Here is an 18378-nt window from a genome sequence, read left to right as displayed (position 1 = left end):
CCTCAGGCGACCTGCGCCACAGGCGCGACCTGATCCATCTTCCAGTAGCAGCGGCGGGCATTCTCGCTGGTCAGGCTTGCGATCTCATTGAAGGAAATACCAATGGCGTCACCAAGAACTTTAGCCGTTTCAACGACATAGGCGGGTTCGTTGCGCTTGCCCCGGAACGGAACCGGGGCGAGATAGGGCGCATCGGTCTCGACCAGCAGGCGATCGCGGGGCACGAGCCGAGCGATCCGGCGCAGATCCTCCGAGGTCTTGAATGTCAGGATTCCGGAAAACGAGACATAGAAGCCGAGCTCGACGCCGGCCATGGCCAAGGCCTCGCCGGCCGTGAAGCAATGCAGGATCGCCGGGAAGGCGCCCTTCCCGGTCTCCTCGCGCAGGATCGCGATCATGTCGTCATCGGCCTGACGAGCGTGGATGACGAGCGGCAGCTGAGTCATGCGGGCTGCCGCGATATGGGTGCGCAGCCCCTGCGCCTGCGCCTCGCGGGGGCTCTTGTCATAGTGATAGTCGAGCCCCGCCTCACCGATGGCGACGCAGCGCGGATGGCGCGAGAGATCGGCGAGTTGCTCGGCGGTGACGTCCAGCTCCTCATGGGCGCCATGGGGGTGCGTGCCGACGGTGCACCAGACGGAGGCAAAGCGCTCGGCGATGGCCGCATAGGTCTGGAAGCGCGCAACCCGCGTCGAGATCGTGACCATGCGGTTGACACCGGCTGCTTCGGCCCGCGCCACATAAGACTCGAGTTCGTCGGCGAAGTCAGGGAAATCGAGATGGCAATGCGTGTCGATCAGCATCAGGCGCCCTCGCCGCCTTCCGGCTCGACATAGCGCGGGAAGATGCCGCTCGGCGCCGGCAGCGGCGTGCCGGGCGCAAGGCGACCGGCCGCACCGAGCGAGGCGAAGCTGCGGGCGCCGGCCGCGACGCCGAGCAGGTCGAGCAGGCGCGCCGCCGAGGTTGGCATCACGGGCTGGACGAGGATCACGACCTGCCGCAGCACCTCGGCCGTGACATAGAGCACGGTGTCGCGCCGGGCCGGATCGCTCTTGGAGAGGCGCCAAGGCTCGTTGGCCGCAAAATAGCGATTGGCTTCGGCCACCACGGCCCAGATGTCGGCCAGTACAGTGTGGAGCGCAAAATCCTGCATCGCCCCGCGGGCCTTTTCGAGCGCTCCGTCGGCAAGAGCGAGCATGGCGCTGTCGGCTTCCGTCAGCGCTCCGCGCGCAGGCACCCTGCCCTCGCAGTTCTTCGCGATCATCGACAGCGAGCGCTGCGCGAGGTTGCCGAGGTCGTTGGCGAGGTCGGCATTGATCCGGCCGACGATCGCCTCGTGGCTGTAGTTGCCGTCCTGGCCGAAGGAGACCTCGCGCAGGAAGAAATAGCGCAGCTGGTCGACGCCGTAGACGTCGGCAAGCTCGAAGGGATCGACGACGTTGCCGAGCGACTTCGACATCTTCTCGCCCTTGGAGAGCAGGAATCCGTGGCCGAAGACGCGCTTGGGCAGGGGCAAGCCGGCCGACATCAGGAAGGCCGGCCAGTAGACGGTGTGGAACCGCACGATGTCCTTGCCGATGACGTGGACGTCGGCCGGCCAGTAATGCGCGCGTGGGTTCGCCGGATCGGGAAAGCCCGTCCCGGTCAGGTAGTTGTTCAGGGCATCGACCCAGACATACATCACATGCTTCGGGTCGCCCGGCACCGGCAGACCCCAGTCGAAGGTGGTGCGGCTGATCGAGAGGTCTTCCAGCCCGCCCTTGACGAAGGAGACGATCTCGTTCCTGCGGGTCTGCGGCGAGATGAAGTCCGGCACCTCCTCATAGAGCTTCAGGAGCTTGTCCTGATAGGATTTGAGCCGGAAGAAAAAACTCTCCTCCTCGACCCATTCGACCGGTGTGCCCTGCCCACCCAGGCGCGTACCGTCGGGCTGGAGCGTCGTCTCCTCCTCGCCATAGAAAGCCTCGTCGCGGATCGAATACCAGCCCGCATATTTGGCGAGATAGATGTCGCCATTGGCCTCCATGCGCCGCCAAAGCTCATGGGTCGATGGCACATGGTCTGGATCAGTCGTGCGAATGAAGCGGTCGAAGGAGCAGCCGAGCCGCTCTTCCATCTGCTGGAAGCGCGCGGCGATGCCGTCGACGAAATCCTTCGGTGAAAGCCCGTTCTGCCCGGCGGTGCGCGCCACCTTCTGGCCGTGCTCATCCGTGCCCGTCATCGCGAAGACGTCGTAGCCGTCAAGGCGCTTGAAGCGCGCGATCGCATCTGACGCCACCATCTCATAGGCGTGGCCGATATGCGGCGGCCCATTGGTGTAGTGAATCGCGGTCGTCAGGTAGAATTTCGGGGCCGTGGCCATGGTCGATCCGGAATTTCGCTTCACGCTGCGCGCGAGCGGGCAACCGCATCCGACAGATCATGAAACATGGTCATCACCAGCGGCCGGCGGTCGAGATTATAGGTCTCAACGTCGCGGGCCGCGTGTCCCAGCTTGTCCCATACCTCCGCGAGTGGTGCAAGACGCGCCGGTTGCGCCGCAGCATGCGCGTGGAGATGGTCGGAAAGCCAGCCCTGCACGGTTTCGATCATGATCGCGAAGTCGCTCTCGCCAGCCTTGCCCGCGACATCCTCGGCCAGCGCCATCAGCGCAGTGAGGTCGAGGCCCGGCAGCGCGTCAAGCCGCGCGCGCACCGCCTCGACCAGCGCCAGCGTCTCGGGATCGACATAGGTCAAGGCGCGCTTCACCGAGCCTTCCGCGAGATGCGCGGCACGGATCAGGGCGGCTTCATCATAAGGCCCGCCCATCCGCTCGAGCGCGATCTGCCCGGCCTGCGCCACCTGCGCTTCGCCGAGCGTGCCGAAGGACATCAGCCGGCAGCGCGAACGGATCGTCGGCAGCATGCGGCCGGGCGCATGCGCCACGATCAGGAACAGCGCGCGCGGCGGCGGTTCCTCCAGCAGCTTGAGCAGGGCGTTTGCGGCGGAACGGTCCATGTCCTCGGCCGAATCGACGATGCAGACGCGCCAGCCGCCCTCGGCCGCGCTTGCTCCGAAACGGTCCAGCACGCGCCGGACGGCATCGACCGGGATATTGCTGGTATAGCTCTTGCCGTCCGGCTTCTGGATACGGCGCAGGAGATGCAGGTCGGGGTGGGATTGCGCCATCACCCGTCGCGTCGCCGGGTCGTTTTCCGGCATGGCGAGAGAGGCCGCGCCCGCCGCACGCTGCGCAGGGTCCCCAGCCGCCAGAACGAAACGCGCCGCACGATAGGCGAAGCTCGCCTTGCCGATGCCCTCCGGCCCGCCGAGCAGCCAGGCATGGTGCATCCGGCCCGAGGCCAGCGCGTCGAGGAACGCCCTCTCCTGCGCCTCATGCCCGATCAGCGCCAACGTCTCGCGCGGATGCGGCGCGCTCGGCAGGCGGTCGGGTTCGTCGCTGGTCGGGAGCATGGCTGGTCTTTCGTCTCGCTGTCGGCGCAGCCCTGTTTGAACTCGGTCGCGGCGCCGGACAAGTCGGACGCAGCCGCGCTGCTGCCTCAGGCCAGTTGCGGCGCCGGCAGGCGATCACGGATCGCGTTCCAGGCCGCCTGCGCCAGCAAGGCGGGCGGCTGCCCGGCATCGAGCACGACGCAGCGCTGCGGCTCGCCTTCCGCGACCGCGAGATAGGCCTTCCTGAGCTTGCGATGGAACGCCAATGTCTCGCTTTCGAAGCGATCGGTGCCCTCGCCCGGCGCGCGCCGCCGGGCCGCGCGAGCAAGCCCCACCTCCGGATCGAGATCGAGAATCAAGGTCAGGTCCGGCATCAACCCGTCGATGGTAACGGCTTCGAGCTCCGCCAGCAGCCCGGGCTCGATGCGGCCGAGGGTGCCCTGATAGACCCGCGTGGAATCGATGAAGCGATCGCAGATCACCCATTCGCCCCGCTGCAGCGCCGGCCGAATAACCCGGTCGATATGGTCGATACGCGCCGCCGAGAACATCAGCGCCTCGGCGAAGGGGCCATGCTCCTTCACCTGACCGGACAGAATGGCCTCGCGGATCGCCTCGGCCTTGGGCGAGCCGCCGGGCTCGCGGGTGACCTTCACGCGCAACCCCAACGCCTCGGCGCGTTGCGCCAGGCCACGCGCCAGGGTCGACTTACCCGCACCCTCCCCGCCTTCGAGCGTGATGAAACGTCCTGTAGCCACGATCGTTCTCAACTGCGGCCGAGGGCCTTGCGGACCCAGCCCGTAGCGGCCTCCATCAACGCGTCGAGCGCGCGGCTCTGCAAGCTGCCGGCATTGACGGTCTCGGCCGCATAGAGCGGAATGTCCAGCGTCTTGACCTCGCCGCGCATCACCAGCAGCCGGGCGACCTCGGCGCCCTCCTGGAGCGGAACCGTCAGCGGCCCGCGATAGACGATGCGGGCGTTCAGGCGCTCCGTGCTGCCGCGCGGGAGAAGCAGGCTCACCGGCCCACCGGCTTTGAGCCCGACGCGTCCCTTCTCGCCGCCAAAAACGCTGGCCTCTCCCACAATCTCGCCCGCCTCGAAAATGCGGCGCGGCTCGAAGGCACGAAAACCCCATTCGATGAGCTTGCGGGCTTCGTTGGCGCGGTCGCGTGCCGTCTTGAGCCCGTTGACGACGACGATCAGGCGCTGGCCGTTCTGGACCGCCGAGCCGGCAAGCCCGTAGCCTGATTCCTCAATGTTACCGGTCTTCAGCCCGTCTGCGCCGATGCCCATTGCCAGCAGTGGATTGCGGTTCTGCTGGCGGATCTTGTTCCAGGTAAACTCGCGCTGCCCGAACATCTTGTAGTGGTCGGGAAAGGTCTTGACGATGTGGTCCGAGAGCAGCGCCAGTTCGCGCGCGGTAACCTTCTGCTGCGGGTCGCCCATCCCGGTCGCGTTGCGAAAGACCGACTTCGTCAGGCCGAGCGCCCTCACCCGCTCCGTCATGATCCGCGCAAAGGTGACCTCATCGCCGGCGACTGCCTCGGCCAGCGCAATCGAGGCGTCGTTGCCGGACTGGACGATGATCCCTTGGAGGATGTCCGACAGCTTCACCCGGCTGTTGAGCTGGGCGAACATCGTCGAGCCGCCTGAGACTCCGCCGCCCTTGCGCCAGGCATTCTCGGAAATGCCGATCTCGCTGTCGAGCGTCAGCCTGCCCTGCGCAATCTCCTCGAAGGCCACCAGTGCGGTGGCGATCTTGGCCATGCTGGCCGGCGCCATCAGCTCGTCGGCGGCCTTCTCGTAGAGCACGGTCCCGCTGCTCGAATCGAGGAGAATGGCGAACGGTGCCGGCGACTGGAAGCCCTGGGCTTTGGCGGCCGGTGCCGTGAGCGTCGTTGCCAGAGCAAAAACCGCGGCAAGGCGCAGAGCCACTGCTGTCACCCGGCGGCGGCGCGGCGCCGCCTCGATGCCGCGATTGTCAGAAGTCTGGCCGAAAGCACCCATGCCCGATCTCAAACAGAGCCGGGCGTGCCCGGTCAAGGCTCGGTCGGATCAATTCCGCGACAAGGGCTGCAGCGGCTGCGGCACGAGGTTGCGATTGAGCGGATGCGACGACGAGAAGCGCTCCGCCGGCGCGCGTTCCGGCGCGGCGAACAGGCTTGCGACGCTGGTCCGATGCGGCGGCAGGGCAGCGCGCGTAACCGCGGGAACCACGAGTGGCCGCGCGCCCCTCGCGCTTCCGCCGAGATCGAAGGGCCGGCTCGGCGGCAGCGGCGCGGCCACCGGAACGCCACCGGAAGGAGCAGTCGAAACAAGAGAGGCGGCGATCGGCGCAGCCGGCGAGATCGTCCTGACGGTTTCGACCGACGCAGCCGAATAGCCTTGCGGCGCGTAGGCGCGCGCAGCGGAGGCCGTAGCATAACTCTGTGCGGCGGGGCGCGACACAGGCGTCTCGACGACCGGCTCCGGCTGGGGCTCGTCGAGATCGGCGCTGCGCGACCGTCCGGCACCGACCGCGGACGAGCTGGCGACCATGGTGCGGGCGCTGGTGCCGGGGATCGCGGCCGGCTGGCCGTCGGTGCGCAGCGTCGCCAGCAGCAGGTTGTCGTCGGAGCCGGCCAGCGATGCCTGGCCGAGATATTCGAGCTTGATGCGCGCGGTGCCGAGATGCCGGAAGGCCAGGGCCTCGGCGGTCTTCTGCGAGACGTCCATGACGCGGCCGCCATGATAGGGCCCGCGATCGTTGACGCGCACGATGATCGAGCGCTGGTTCAGCGTGTTGGTGACACGCGCATAGGCCGGAAGCGGCATCGTCGGATGCGCCGCGCTGATACCGTGGCGGTCATAGATTTCGCCATTGGCGGTGCGGCGGCCATGGAAGGCCTCGCCATACCAGGAGGCCGTACCGACGCGGGTATAGCCGACCGGCTTGTCGTAGGGCGTGTAACGCTTACCGGCAACGGAATAGCTCTTGCCGATGAGCTGACGGCCGCCGCCCTTCGGCACATCCTGGCCATCGGCGACGACGCGGGGGCTGGCGGGGCCATATTTGGAAGACGGGAAGGCGCCGATTTCCTTCGACTTGCCACGACGCGCGACCTGGTCATTTGCGCAATTGGCGAGGAATACACCGGCGAGCGCGACGCAACCGAGGCGCAGCACGCGGCTGGAAAGGCTACGAGAGGGCAAATCAAGGCCGCCGGGATCGGTCGCTGCGGAAGGGGTTTCCGATGCCGAAGGGCGATAGCCTATCATGCCGTCAATTCCGTCTTCAGGGCCAAAAACTCATATGCCGGCCAAGCCGCAAGCGGCGAAGCCAGAGTTTTCGGCCGATTCAATTAAGGGATCGTCAACGCCACGCGAGCCGCGACAGCGCCGACGGGCTATCCCGCCTGCCGTTGAGCGGGCACAAAGGTGTCGGAAATGCGGCAACTGTCAAGCCGGGCGAGGTCTCGGCCATTTTGTAGGGAACCGTGACATCGCGGCAACTTCGGCTCGAAGCTGCGTGGGCGCAGGGTCACCGGTTTGATTTTGTATTCTTGGAGTGACCGTTCCACCCGCGCATCTTGCTTCGACCGCTTGCCAAACGGTTCGGTGAACGGCATTGACTGCGGAACTGGAAGGGTGGCCGAGTGGTTTAAGGCAGCGGTCTTGAAAACCGCCGTGGGTGCAAGCCCACCGTGGGTTCGAATCCCACCCCTTCCGCCAATTCCATCGTTACTCGCCGATGAGATGTGTCCGGCCGCCCTGCTTCCGATCGCGTATCACCCATCGCGAAGCGCAAAGGGCGGTCCGATCAGTTCGGCCCGCCCTTTGCCACTATCGAGAAAACGCTTTCGATCTCAACGACTTCTCAGTCGGAACGCAGGATCACTCCCACTCGATCGTGCCGGGCGGTTTGCTAGTCACGTCGTAGACGACCCGGTTGATGCCTTTGACCTCGTTGATGATCCGAGTCGCGGCGCGGCCGAGGAAATTCATATCGAAAGGATAGAAGTCCGCTGTCATGCCGTCGACTGAGGTCACGGCGCGCAGCGCGCAGACATGGTCATAGGTGCGGTAATCGCCCATCACGCCGACGGTGCGCACCGGCAGAAGCACGGCGAAGGCCTGCCAGATCACGTCGTAGAGCCCGGCCTTGCGGATCTCGTCGAGATAGATCGCATCCGCCTTGCGCAGGATGTCGAGCTTCTCCTTGGTAATCTCGCCGGGGCAGCGGATGGCAAGGCCGGGCCCCGGGAAGGGATGGCGGCCGACGAAGGCCTCGGGCAGGCCGAGTTCGCGGCCGAGCACGCGGACCTCGTCCTTGAAGAGCTCACGCAGCGGCTCGACGAGCTTCATCTTCATGCGCTCGGGCAGGCCTCCGACATTATGGTGGCTCTTGATCGTCACCGAAGGGCCGCCGCTGAAGGACACGCTCTCGATCACGTCAGGATAAAGCGTGCCCTGCGCCAGGAAATCGGCACCGCCGATCTTGGCGGCCTCGGCATCGAAGACATCGATGAAGAGCCGGCCGATGGTCTTGCGCTTGGCTTCCGGATCGGCGCCGCATTTGGCGAGTTCGGAGAGGAAAAGCTCTTCGGCCTCAACATGTACAAGCGGGATATTATAGTGATCACGGAAGAGCGTGACGACCTGTTCGGCCTCGCCCAGCCGCAGCAGGCCGTGATCGACGAAGACGCAGGTGAGCTGCTCGCCGATAGCCTCATGGATCAGCACGGCCGCGACGGCCGAGTCGACGCCGCCGGAGAGTCCGCAGATCACGCGGCCGGTGCCGACCTGGTCGCGGATCTTCTTCTGCATCTCGGCGCGATAGGCCGACATGCTCCAGTCCGGCTTGCAGCCGCAGATCTCGACGACGAAGTTGCGCAGCAGCTTGCCGCCGTCGGGCGTGTGTACCACCTCGGGGTGGAACATGGTCGAGTAGAAGCGCCGCTCCTCGTCGCTCGCCACCGCGAAGGGCGCGTTCTCCGAGGTCGCCTTGACCGAGAAGCCCTCGGGCAATTGGGTGACGCGGTCGCCATGGCTCATCCAAACCGGATAGCGTGCCCCCTTCTCCCAGACACCGGCGAAAAGCGCCGAGGGCGCAACGATCTCGACGTCGGCGCGGCCAAACTCGGCAGCGTGGCCGCCCTCGACCTTGCCGCCGAGCTGGTGCGCCATAGTCTGCTGGCCATAGCAGATGCCCATCAGCGGGATATTGGCGGCGAAGACGGCCGCTGGAGCGCGGGGGCTGCCCTCATCCGGCACAGAAGCGGGGCCGCCCGAGAAGATCACCCCCTTCGGCTCCAGCCTCGCGAATGCCTCGCCCGCTGATTGGAAAGGGGCGATCTCGCAGTAGACGCCAATCTCGCGGATACGCCGCGCGATCAGCTGCGTCACCTGCGAGCCGAAATCGATGATGAGGATGGAGTCGTGGTGGGGCTGAGCGCTCGTCATCGCGTCCCGTTAATGGATCGCAGGGGCGCGCGCAACGCCTGCCGGCGACTCAGCCTCCGCGCTGCAGGCAGGCCAGATAGAACCCGTCCGTGCCGGTCCGCCGCGGCGACAGCTGCAGGCCATGCCCGGTCGCGAAGCGCGCGAGCAGAGAGAGGTCGCTCTCGGCCCCCTTGAGGACGTCGATCGGGGCGACCGGCGCGAACTCCGGCTGGCGACCGAGGAAGGCACGGACGGCGTCGTCGTTCTCCTCCGGCAGCACCGAGCAGGTGATATAGGCAATCCGGCCACCGGGGCGTACGAGCCGCGCGGCGCGGGCGAGGACCTCGGCCTGGTCCTTGATGCGTTCGGCGAGAGCGCCCGGCCGCACGCGCCATTTCGCATCCGGATTGCGCCGCCAGGTCCCGGAACCGGTGCAGGGCGCATCGACGAGCACGAGATCGGCCTGGCCCTCGACATCGGCCAGCGGCTCATGGCCACGCGACCGCGGAATGCGGATTTCGACCATGCCGGCGCCGGAACGCGCCAGCCGCTCGTGCAAGGGCGCGAGCCTGCGGCTGTCGAGGTCCGTAGCGTAGAGGCTACCGCGGTTGGCCATCAGCGCGGCAAGCGCCAGCGTCTTGCCCCCTGCCCCGGCACAGAGATCGATCACGGTCTGGCCGGGTTGCGCCCCGGCGAGCAGCGTGACCAGCTGCGAGCCTTCGTCCTGGATCTCGAAAGCGCCGGCGAAGAAGCCAGGTTCCGCCTGGAGCGAGGGGCCGCGCCCGTCATGGCCGGCATGGAAGCGCAGCGCGTCGGGCGACCAGGGGCCCGGCTCAGGCTGAAAGTGAGCGAGGTCCGTGAGCACGGCATCGCGGCTGGCCTTGAGGCGGTTGACGCGAAGATCGATCGGTGCGCGCTCCGCCAGCGCCTCGCCCTCGGCGATCGCCGCCTCGCCGAAGCTCGCCTGGAAGGACGACCAGAGCCATTCCGGCACGTCGGCCCGCACCCAGTCTGGCGCGCCATCGCAGGAGAACGCGGTCAGGAGCGCGGTCTCGTCGGAGCTGAGGGGCGCCGGCGCATGGTTCTCGCCCGAGAACAGTGGGGCGATCTCGGGCAGCGGCAGCCTGCGCAACCCCGCCAGCATGCCGAGGACGAGCGCGCGCGACTCCTCTGAAGCCATCGCATAACCCGACGACGCCTTGCGGCGCAGCGCGTCATAGACGAGCGAGGCAATGGCGGCGCGGTCCTTCGAGCCGGCGAACCGGCGCGAGAGACCCCAGTCCTTGAGCGCGTCGGAAGCCGGGCGGCGACGCTGGATAATGTCGTCCAGCACTTCGATGGCGGCGCTGATGCGGGCGGCAGGGGTCATGGCGGCCTTCGATTGGTCGAGAACGTTCAATATCGTCTAATTGTCGATTGAGGCGGAAGGCTTGACGCCGACGCCGCAGAGGCAGAAGACCCGTTTCGCTACGTCACCTCGGCAGGCGCTTTGCCCGGCCGGATCGGAGTCGGCGCCTCGGATCGTCAGCGAGGAGCGATTCACCGTTTTGGCCGGAAGCGCAAGGCGTTTCGCCGTTCCTTCGGGGACGCGGCGATCACGACAACAGGACGCGCCCCTCCCATGACCAAGCTTGCCCGCCTTTCCATCGCCGGCCTCTTTTTGCTCGCGCTCGGTGCCTGCGCCGCCCAGCAGCCCGACCTGACGCCGCCGCCCGCAAAGCGCCTCGACGCCAAGACCACGCTCGAGAACAGCCCGCGCCGCTGAAATAACACCTGCTGCCCGCGATCTGCGGGCAGCAGGGCTTCAACCGCCTGTCACATCACCTGACCAGGATTGCGTCCGAAACGACGCGAGCAAAGGATCGCAACGATGATGACGAAGACCTTGCTTGCCGCCGGCATTGCCGCCTGCCTCGGCCTGGCAACCGCGGTCACCCAGCCAGCCAACTCCCAGACCGCTACGCCGCCACTCTCCGGGCAGAAGCCGCTGATCGTCGGCCATCGCGGCGCCAGCGGCTACCTGCCGGAGCACACGCTCGAGGCCTACAAGCTCGCGATCGAACAGGGCGCCGACTTCATCGAGCCGGATCTGGTCGCGACGAAGGATGGGGTCCTGGTTGCCCGCCACGAGCCGATCATGAGCGGCACGACCGATGTGGCGAACCGCCCCGAATTCGCCAGCCGCAAGACCACCCGCAAGCTCGATGGCGTCGATACCAACGACTGGTTCGCCGGCGACTTCACCCTCGCCGAGATCAAGACGCTGCGCGCCAAGCAGGCCTTCGCCGACCGCGACCAGTCGCATAACGGCAAATACCAGATCCCGACCTTCCAGGAGATCATCGATCTCGCCAAATCGGAGGGCGCTCGCCTCGGTCGCACGATCGGCGTCTATCCCGAAACCAAGCACCCGATCTTCCATGCTGCGATCGGGCTGCCGCTCGAGGACCGTCTGCTCGATGCGCTCAAGGCTGCCGGCTGGACCGAGAAATCCTCGCCGGTGATCATCCAGAGCTTTGAGGCCGCCAATCTCCGTTATCTGCGCGGCAAGACCCAGGTTCGGCTTTTCCAGCTGGTCGATGCCGATGGCGTCGACCAGGATGGCGGCATCATCCTCGCCGCTCCCTTCGACAAGCCGTATGACTTCGTCGTGACGGGCGACAAGCGCACGTTCAAGGACCTTGTGACGCCCGAAGGCCTCAAGGAGATCGCGACCTATGCCGATGGCGTCGCTCCCTGGAAGCGCTATCTGATGTCGGCAAAACAGGTCATCGGTGCGGACGGCAAGCCGCAGGATCTCAACAAGGATGGCGTGATCGACGAGCGCGACCGCGTGCTGCTGCCACCGACCGATGTGGTGAAGAACGCCCATGCGGTTGGGCTGCAGGTCCATAGCTGGACCTTCCGGAACGAGCCGAAGCGGCTCGCCTCCGATTTCAAGGGCGACCCTGCGGCCGAGTACAAGGCCTATCTCGCCTTGGGTATCGATGGCCTGTTCAGCGACTTTCCTGACACGGCGGTCAAGGCACGCGACGGCAGATAGCGGGCTCGTCTCGCCGTCATGATCGAGACGTGAAAAGCCCACCCTGCGGGTCGCAGGATGGGCTTTTTGCTATTCCAGGCCGGTCTTAGTCGCAGACGCGCTCGGTGCGACGGACCTCGCCGCGGCGCGTCTCGCGGATTGTCGTGACGGTGCGGCAATCGCCCCGATCACGTACCCGCTGATAGCGCTCACGCTCACGGTAACGATCCTCGCGGCGAATTTCGCGGTCTACGGCCCGCTCGCGGGGCGAGCGGGGATCGACCTGGACCCCACCCGGACCTATATTGATCGATTGGGCATAGGCAGCGCCGCTCGTCGTTATGAGAGCAGCAAGAAGAGCCGGCATCAGGCGTTTCATGATTGGTTCCTCCAATTGGGGAGGACAACGGCCGTGGCAGGTCATTGTTCCGCGATTGCCACCATCACGATCGCCGAAACGTCTTCGGCAATACCAGAACAGCACATCATATCAATAATGTAGCGCGCCGGAATTGCCCGGCGCGCTACCGTGTTTTTGGTTGGACGGGCCTGTGCGGTCTGGAGCTTTGCTTTCCAAAGCCGAGGCCGAGCCTATCCGCCTCAGTGCAGAATCTGGCTGAGGAAGAGCTTGGTTCGCTCGTGCTGGGGGTTTTTGAAGAACTCGTTGGGTTCGTTCGACTCGACGATCTGCCCGGCATCCATGAAGATGACGCGGTCGGCGACCTGGCGGGCAAAACCCATTTCGTGGGTGACGCAGAGCATGGTCATGCCCTCCTCCGCCAGCGAGACCATGGTGTCGAGCACCTCCTTGACCATTTCGGGGTCGAGCGCCGAGGTCGGCTCGTCGAACAGCATGATCTTCGGGCTCATGCAGAGCGAGCGGGCGATGGCGACGCGCTGCTGCTGGCCGCCGGAGAGCTGGCCCGGGTATTTCGCCGCCTGCTCGGGGATCTTGACGCGCTTGAGGTAGTGCATCGCGATCTCCTCGGCGTCCTTCTTGGGCAGCTTCTTCACCCAGATCGGCGCCAGCGTCAGGTTCTCGAGGATCGTCAGATGCGGGAACAGATTGAAGTGCTGGAAGACCATGCCGACGTCGCGGCGGATCTCGTCGATCTTCTTGAGGTCGTTGGTGAGTTCCGTGCCGTCGACGATGATCTGGCCCTTCTGGTGTTCCTCCAGCCGGTTGATGCAGCGGATCATCGTGGATTTGCCCGAGCCGGACGGCCCGCAGATCACGAGCTTCTCGCCGCGCGAGACCTTGATGTTGATGTCGCGCAGCACATGGAACTCGCCATACCACTTGTTGACGCCGACCATCTCGACCGCCGTTTCAGTGTTGAGGGAGGTCGCCTTCAGGGCTGCGGGACGGGAATCGGTCGTCTTCATCTCTGCCATTGCCATGATGGTGGTTCCCTCAGCGTTTCTGGCCGGCGGCAAGACGCTTCTCGACGGCGATCGAGTAGCGCGACATGCCCCAGCAGCACAGGAAATAGAAGATTGCGGCGAAGGCATAGCCCGTCGCGCGGGTGGTCGGCGTGGCCCAGGTCGGATCGACCAGGGTTGCCTCGATTGTCCTCAGGAAGTCGAAGATGCCGACGATGGTGACCAGCGTCGTATCCTTGAACAGCCCGATGAAGGTGTTGACGATGCCCGGGATCACGATCCGCAGAGCCTGCGGCAGGATGATCAGCCGCATCATCTGCCAGTAGCCGAGGCCGAGTGACATCGCGCCTTCGTACTGGCCCTTGGGGATCGCCTGCAGGCCGCCGCGGATGACCTCGGCCATATAAGCGGCGGCGAACAGCGCGACGCCGATCAGCGGCCGCAGAAGCCGGTCCGGCGAATACTCCTGCGGCACGAAGAGCGGCAGCATGGTGTTGGCCATGAACAGCACGGTGATCAGCGGCACGCCGCGCACGAACTCGATGAAGATAACCGAGAGCAGTTGGATCGCCGGCAGTTTCGAGCGGCGCCCCAGCGCCAGGATCACGCCGAGCGGCAGCGAGAAGACGATGCCGACCGCCGCGATCAGGAAGGTCACCATCATGCCGCCCCACAGGCCGGTATCGACGCGTGGCAGGCCGGCCGAGTTCGCCAGCATTGCGATCAGTCCGAAGACTACCATGGCGAGCAGGATCAGGCGCTTGGGCCGGTGGAAGCGCTGCCATGGCGGCGCGGCCTTCTCGACCGCCAGCAGGGCCGGTCCGACCCAGAATCGCGCCAGCGACGGCACGAAAGACAGGATGAGATAGAGCAGCGCCAGCCCGAAGGTCAGCAGGATCAGGAAGCGCAGGAAGCTCTCGGCATTGTCGCCGCCGAGCAGCAGGACATAGGCGCCAATCGGCAGCAGCACGAAGAAGAAGAAAGCGCCGACCTTCTTCAGCGGCGCCCGCTCCCACAGCAGCCAGACCACGCCGAGCGCGAACATCGCGAAGACGATGTTGACGCGCCAGCGCTGCTGGATCGGATAGGAGCCGTAGATGAAATACTGGAAGCGGTCTGCGATATAGGCCCAGCAGGCGCCGACCGGCCGCCCGACCTTGTCCGCAAGGCACGCATCGCGGTTGGTGCCGCTCCAGACTGCGTCGATGAAGTAGAACTGGACCAGGCTCGGTACGCTGGTCACCACGACATAGAGGCAAGCCAGCGTCAGCAGCGCGTTGAGCGGGCTGGAGAACAGGTTGTTCCGGATCCAGGCCAGAGGCCCGGCGACGGTGAGCGGCGCGGCCTCCTGCTCCAGCGTTTCCCTGCGGACGAAAGCGTAGCGTGCGTTTTCGAGTGTTGCGTCGGTCATGCCTGCGCCCTCACCGTTCCACCAGCGCCATGCGCTTGTTGTAGATGTTCATGAACAGCGACGTCACGAGCGAGATAGTCAGATAGACCGCCATGGTGATGGCCACGACCTCGACCGCCTGCCCCGTCTGGTTCAGCACGGTCCCGGTGAAGACCTGGACCAGGTCGGGATAGCCGATCGCCACAGCGAGCGACGAGTTCTTGGTCAGGTTGAGGTAGTTCGAGGTCAGCGGCGGGATGATCACGCGCATTGCCTGCGGGATCACGACGAGCTTCAGCGTCGGCCCCGGGCGCAGGCCCAGCGCATAGGCGGCCTCCGTCTGGCCTCTTGAGACGGCCAGGATTCCGGCGCGCACCACCTCGGCGATGAAGCCGGCCGTATAGGTCGTCAGGCCGATCAGGAGCGCCACGAATTCCGGGAAGATCTGCAGGCCGCCGGTAAGGTTGAAGCGGCCCTGCTGGGGCAGGTCGAAGGAAAGCGGCTGCCCGGCGGCGAAATAGACCAGCAGGGGAGCGCCGATGATCAGGCCGAACGTGATCAGGCCGTTGGGGTATTGCCGGCCGGTGCGTGCCTGCTGCTTCTTGGACCAGCGGTAAATAACGATCGCGGCGACGACGGCGATGAAAAAGGCAATCACCACGGCCTGGAAAGCGGGCGCGAATTGCGGATTCGGCAGGATCAGGCCGCGATTATTCAGGAAGATGCTGCCAGGCAACTCGATCGAGTTGCGCGCATCCGGAAGCGGCTTCAGCACCGCATTGTACCAGAAGAAGAGCTGCAGCAGCAGCGGCAAGTTGCGGATGACCTCGACATAGATCATCGCGAGTTTCGCCAGCACCCAGTTATGGGAGAGCCTGGCGACGCCGACGAAGAATCCGAGGAACGTCGACAGCACGATGCCAATCGAGGCCACGAGCAGCGTGTTGAGCAGCCCGACATAGAAGGCCTGGCCGTAGGTGGAGCCGGAGGCGCTGAACGGAATGAGCTTCTGGTTGACGTCGAAGCCTGCCGCGTTGTTCCAGAAGCCTAGGCCCGAGGCGATCTTCTGCGCGCGCAGATTCTCGATCGCGTTCGACGCCGCTGACCAGATCAGGAAACCGACGACCGCGATCAGGAGGATCTGGTAGACATAGCCTCTGATCCTCGGGTCATAGAACAGCGAGCCCCTGCCCGGTTTTGCCGTCTCGATCGGAATGGTCGACACCTGTTAGGCCCCTTTATCGGATGTTGCGGCCGGCGATCCGACGACGGCCTGAAATGCCGTCGCCGGTCGTCTGTTGTCCGTGCCGTTCTTTGCGACGGCGCGGTGCTCGCGCGCCGCGCCGCCCTGTCAGCGGATCGGCGGGGCGTATTGCAGCCCGCCCTTGGTCCAGAGCGCGTTCTGGCCGCGTGCGATCTTCAGCAGCGAGTTGCTACCGACGTTCTTCTCGAACGACTCGCCGTAGTTCCCGACATGCTTGACGATCCGGTAGGCCCAGTCGTTGGGCAGGCCGATCGCCTCGCCGAACTTGCCCTCGGTGCCGACCAGCCGCTTGATCTCCGGGTTGTCGGATTTCAGCATCTCGTCGGCATTCGCCTTGGTGATGCCGAGTTCCTCGGCGTTCAGCATGGCGTTGTGGGTCCATTTCACGACGTCGAGCCAGTTGTCGTCGCCATGGCGCACGACGGGGCCGAGCGGCTCCTTCGAGATGATCTCGGGCAGCACGATGTGATCGGCCGGAACCGAGAGCTTCAGGCGCTCGGCGTAAAGGCCCGAGGCATCGGTCGTGAAGGCATCGCAACGGCCGGATTCATAGGCCTTGATCGTCTCGTCGGCGGTGCCGAAGGCGACGACTTCGTACTTCATGTTGTTGGCGCGGAAGTAGTCGGCGAGGTTGAGCTCGGTCGTGGTGCCCTGCTGGGTGCAGACCGAGGCACCGGCCAACTTCAGCGCGGAATCGACGCCGAGCTTCTTGCGAACGAGGAAGCCCTGGCCGTCATAGTAATTCACGCCAGCGAAGTTCAGGCCGAGCGAGGTGTCGCGCGACATTGTCCAGGTGGTGTTGCGCGAGAGCAGGTCGACCTCGCCGGATTGAAGGGCGGTGAAGCGATCCTTCGAGGAGAGCGGGATGTATTTGACCTTGCTGGGGTCGTTGAAGACCGCGGCCGAGATCGCGCGGCAGAGGTCGACATCGAGCCCGCTCCAGTTGCCTTGGGCGTCGGGAATGCCGAATCCGGCGAGGCCGGGGCCGACGCCGCAAATCAGGTTGCCCCTGGCCTTGATCTGGGCCAACAGCCCGGTCTGTGCCTGCGCGCCCCCCGCGCATACGGTCGTGACGGCGGCGACGAGCGCCGCAGCGAAAATCTTATGCATGCCTGGTTCCCCTGTTGGCGGAACGGGTTCCTGCCCGTTCTCGATTGCCTAGCAAGTCCCGGACCAAGCCCCCCGGCCTGGCAAGCCCTCCTTTGGGCCGATACACGGCCCATCCCCGGAAAAAGACCGGGCGCCGCTCTCGCGACGCCCGGTCGGTAACTCAGCGCACCGGCGGGGCGTATTGCAGACCGCCCTTGGTCCAGAGCGCGTTCTGGCCGCGCGCGATCTTCAGCAGCGAACCGCTGCCGACGTTCTTCTCGAACGACTCGCCGTAATTACCGACGTGCTTGATGATACGGACAGCCCAGTCGGTGGTCAGGCCGATGGTCTCGCCGAACTTGCCTTCGGTGCCGAGCAGGCGCTTGATCTCCGGATTCGGCGACTTCAGCATCTCGTCGACATTGGCCTTGGTCACGCCGAGTTCCTCGGCGTTCAGCATGGCGAAGTGGACCCACTTGACCAGGTTGAACCACTGCGGATCGTTGTTGCGGACCGAGGGGCCGAGCGGCTCCTTCGAGATGATCTCGGGCAGCACGATGTGCTCGTCGGGAGCCGTCAGCTTGAGACGCTCGGCATAGAGGCCGGACGCGTCGGTGGTGAAGGCATCGCAGCGGCCGGCGTCGTAGGCCTTGACCGTCTCGTCGGACGAGGCGAAGGCGACGACCTCGTACTTCAGGTTATTGGCCCGGAAATAGTCGGCGAGGTTGAGCTCGGTCGTGGTGCCCTGCTGGGTGCAGACCGAGGCGCCCGAAAGCTGCAGCGCCGAGGTGACGCCGAGCTTCTTGCGGACCATGAAGCCCTGGCCGTCATAGTAGTTGACGCCGGTGAAGAGCAGCCCGAGCGAAGCGTCGCGCGTCATCGTCCAGGTCGAGTTGCGGACCAGCACGTCGACCTCGCCCGACTGCAGGGCGGTGAAGCGGTCTTTCGCCGAAAGCGGGATGAACTTGACCTTGGCCGGATCGTTGAAGATCGCGGCGGCGATCGCGCGGCAGTACTCGACATCGAGGCCCTGCCAATTGCCCTGGGCGTCCGGCACGCCGAAGCCGGCGAGGCCGGTGTTCGAGCCACAGTTGAGGATGTTGCGCTGCTTGACCTGCGCCAGCGTCGTCGGCGTCTGTGCGGAAACCGCCGAAGCCGAGAACGCGAGGCCGAGCCCAGCGATCGCGGCTGCCATGAACTTTTTCATCGAACTCTCTCCCATTAAGGTCTCCTGCTCGCCTCGGCCAGCAGGCCGTCGTCGGTCTCGTCGCCGGCGGATCTTGAGCCCACCCGATTGCACAGGAAATTAGCGACGTCCCATTCGTCGATTGCCAGAGCCCCGCATGAGCGTCAAGCAAGGGTCCCCGCCGGCGCCG

16 protein-coding genes and 1 tRNA gene are annotated in these 18378 nt (G+C 65.5%); 3 read left to right on the top strand and 14 right to left on the bottom strand.

The features are described 5' to 3' along the window. Positions 1–2: 2 nt before the first annotated feature. The 6 genes from ASE63_RS08650 to ASE63_RS08625 all read right to left on the bottom strand — a co-directional run bounded on the left by ASE63_RS08650 (position 3) and on the right by ASE63_RS08625 (position 6625). A complete protein-coding gene (locus tag ASE63_RS08650; protein WP_056799588.1) occupies positions 3–803 on the bottom strand; it encodes a TatD family hydrolase in 801 nt (266 codons plus the stop codon). Further along, entirely contained in the window at positions 803–2362 is a 1560-nt protein-coding gene (metG, locus tag ASE63_RS08645; RefSeq protein ID WP_056799587.1) for a methionine--tRNA ligase, read from the bottom strand. Before metG ends, ASE63_RS08650 begins: the two co-directional genes overlap by 1 nt. A 20-nt stretch (positions 2363–2382) precedes the next feature. After that, on the bottom strand, positions 2383–3453 hold the full coding sequence (locus ASE63_RS08640; RefSeq protein ID WP_056799585.1) for a DNA polymerase III subunit delta': 1071 nt from the start codon (positions 3451–3453) through the stop codon (positions 2383–2385). A gap of 86 nt (positions 3454–3539) precedes the next feature. Then, positions 3540–4190, bottom strand: coding sequence for a dTMP kinase (gene tmk, locus ASE63_RS08635; protein ID WP_244491340.1), 651 nt, complete (start codon positions 4188–4190; stop codon positions 3540–3542). 8 nt (positions 4191–4198) lie between these two features. Further along, the gene (locus ASE63_RS08630; RefSeq protein WP_082609767.1) at positions 4199–5440 is read right to left on the bottom strand and encodes a D-alanyl-D-alanine carboxypeptidase family protein; all 1242 of its coding nucleotides are present in this window, start codon (positions 5438–5440) and stop codon (positions 4199–4201) included. A gap of 48 nt (positions 5441–5488) precedes the next feature. Further along, on the bottom strand, positions 5489–6625 hold the full coding sequence (locus tag ASE63_RS08625; protein ID WP_348271348.1) for a septal ring lytic transglycosylase RlpA family protein: 1137 nt from the start codon (positions 6623–6625) through the stop codon (positions 5489–5491). Positions 6626–7054: 429 nt separating this feature from the next. On the opposite strand from ASE63_RS08625, the gene ASE63_RS08620 reads away from it, so the two are divergent. Beyond that, positions 7055–7144: transfer RNA gene (locus ASE63_RS08620), tRNA-Ser, on the top strand. 162 nt (positions 7145–7306) lie between these two features. Here the strand turns inward: ASE63_RS08620 and guaA are convergent. Both guaA and ASE63_RS08610 read right to left on the bottom strand, forming a co-directional pair. Continuing rightward, on the bottom strand, positions 7307–8875 hold the full coding sequence (guaA, locus tag ASE63_RS08615; RefSeq protein ID WP_056799576.1) for a glutamine-hydrolyzing GMP synthase: 1569 nt from the start codon (positions 8873–8875) through the stop codon (positions 7307–7309). 49 nt (positions 8876–8924) lie between these two features. Beyond that, positions 8925–10223, bottom strand: a complete 1299-nt coding sequence (locus ASE63_RS08610; RefSeq protein WP_056799731.1) for an RsmB/NOP family class I SAM-dependent RNA methyltransferase — start codon at positions 10221–10223, stop codon at positions 8925–8927. 252 nt (positions 10224–10475) lie between these two features. Here ASE63_RS08610 and ASE63_RS27885 point away from each other — a divergent pair, with 252 nt between their 5' ends. After that, positions 10476–10619 (top strand): hypothetical protein, encoded by a 144-nt coding sequence (locus ASE63_RS27885; RefSeq protein ID WP_200962541.1) that lies wholly within the window; start codon positions 10476–10478, stop codon positions 10617–10619. A 105-nt stretch (positions 10620–10724) separates the two neighbouring features. After that, positions 10725–11897 carry a glycerophosphodiester phosphodiesterase gene (locus tag ASE63_RS08605; RefSeq protein ID WP_056799574.1) on the top strand — a complete coding sequence of 391 codons (1173 nt, stop codon included), beginning with the start codon at positions 10725–10727 and terminating at the stop codon, positions 11895–11897. An 85-nt stretch (positions 11898–11982) separates the two neighbouring features. On the opposite strand, the gene ASE63_RS27135 is transcribed toward ASE63_RS08605, so the two are convergent. From ASE63_RS27135 to ASE63_RS08580, 6 genes are all read right to left on the bottom strand, one after another. After that, complete coding sequence (locus ASE63_RS27135; RefSeq protein WP_156410258.1) at positions 11983–12255, bottom strand: hypothetical protein; 273 nt, start codon at positions 12253–12255, stop codon at positions 11983–11985. Between the two features lie 221 nt (positions 12256–12476). Then, positions 12477–13271 carry an amino acid ABC transporter ATP-binding protein gene (locus ASE63_RS08600; protein ID WP_056799571.1) on the bottom strand — a complete coding sequence of 265 codons (795 nt, stop codon included), beginning with the start codon at positions 13269–13271 and terminating at the stop codon, positions 12477–12479. A gap of 19 nt (positions 13272–13290) precedes the next feature. Further along, on the bottom strand, positions 13291–14670 hold the full coding sequence (locus ASE63_RS08595) for an amino acid ABC transporter permease (RefSeq protein ID WP_056799568.1): 1380 nt from the start codon (positions 14668–14670) through the stop codon (positions 13291–13293). 10 nt (positions 14671–14680) lie between these two features. After that, positions 14681–15865 (bottom strand): amino acid ABC transporter permease, encoded by a 1185-nt coding sequence (locus ASE63_RS08590; protein ID WP_244491346.1) that lies wholly within the window; start codon positions 15863–15865, stop codon positions 14681–14683. A gap of 135 nt (positions 15866–16000) precedes the next feature. Beyond that, entirely contained in the window at positions 16001–17023 is a 1023-nt protein-coding gene (locus ASE63_RS08585; RefSeq protein WP_056799562.1) for an amino acid ABC transporter substrate-binding protein, read from the bottom strand. 160 nt (positions 17024–17183) lie between these two features. Further along, positions 17184–18209, bottom strand: coding sequence for an amino acid ABC transporter substrate-binding protein (locus tag ASE63_RS08580; RefSeq protein WP_056799559.1), 1026 nt, complete (start codon positions 18207–18209; stop codon positions 17184–17186). Positions 18210–18378: the final 169 nt, after the last annotated feature.

The organism is Allobosea sp. Root381, from assembly GCF_001429395.1.
In the GTDB taxonomy this organism is placed as follows: domain Bacteria; phylum Pseudomonadota; class Alphaproteobacteria; order Rhizobiales; family Beijerinckiaceae; genus Allobosea.
This window is presented reverse-complemented; position numbering and strand designations above follow the sequence as displayed.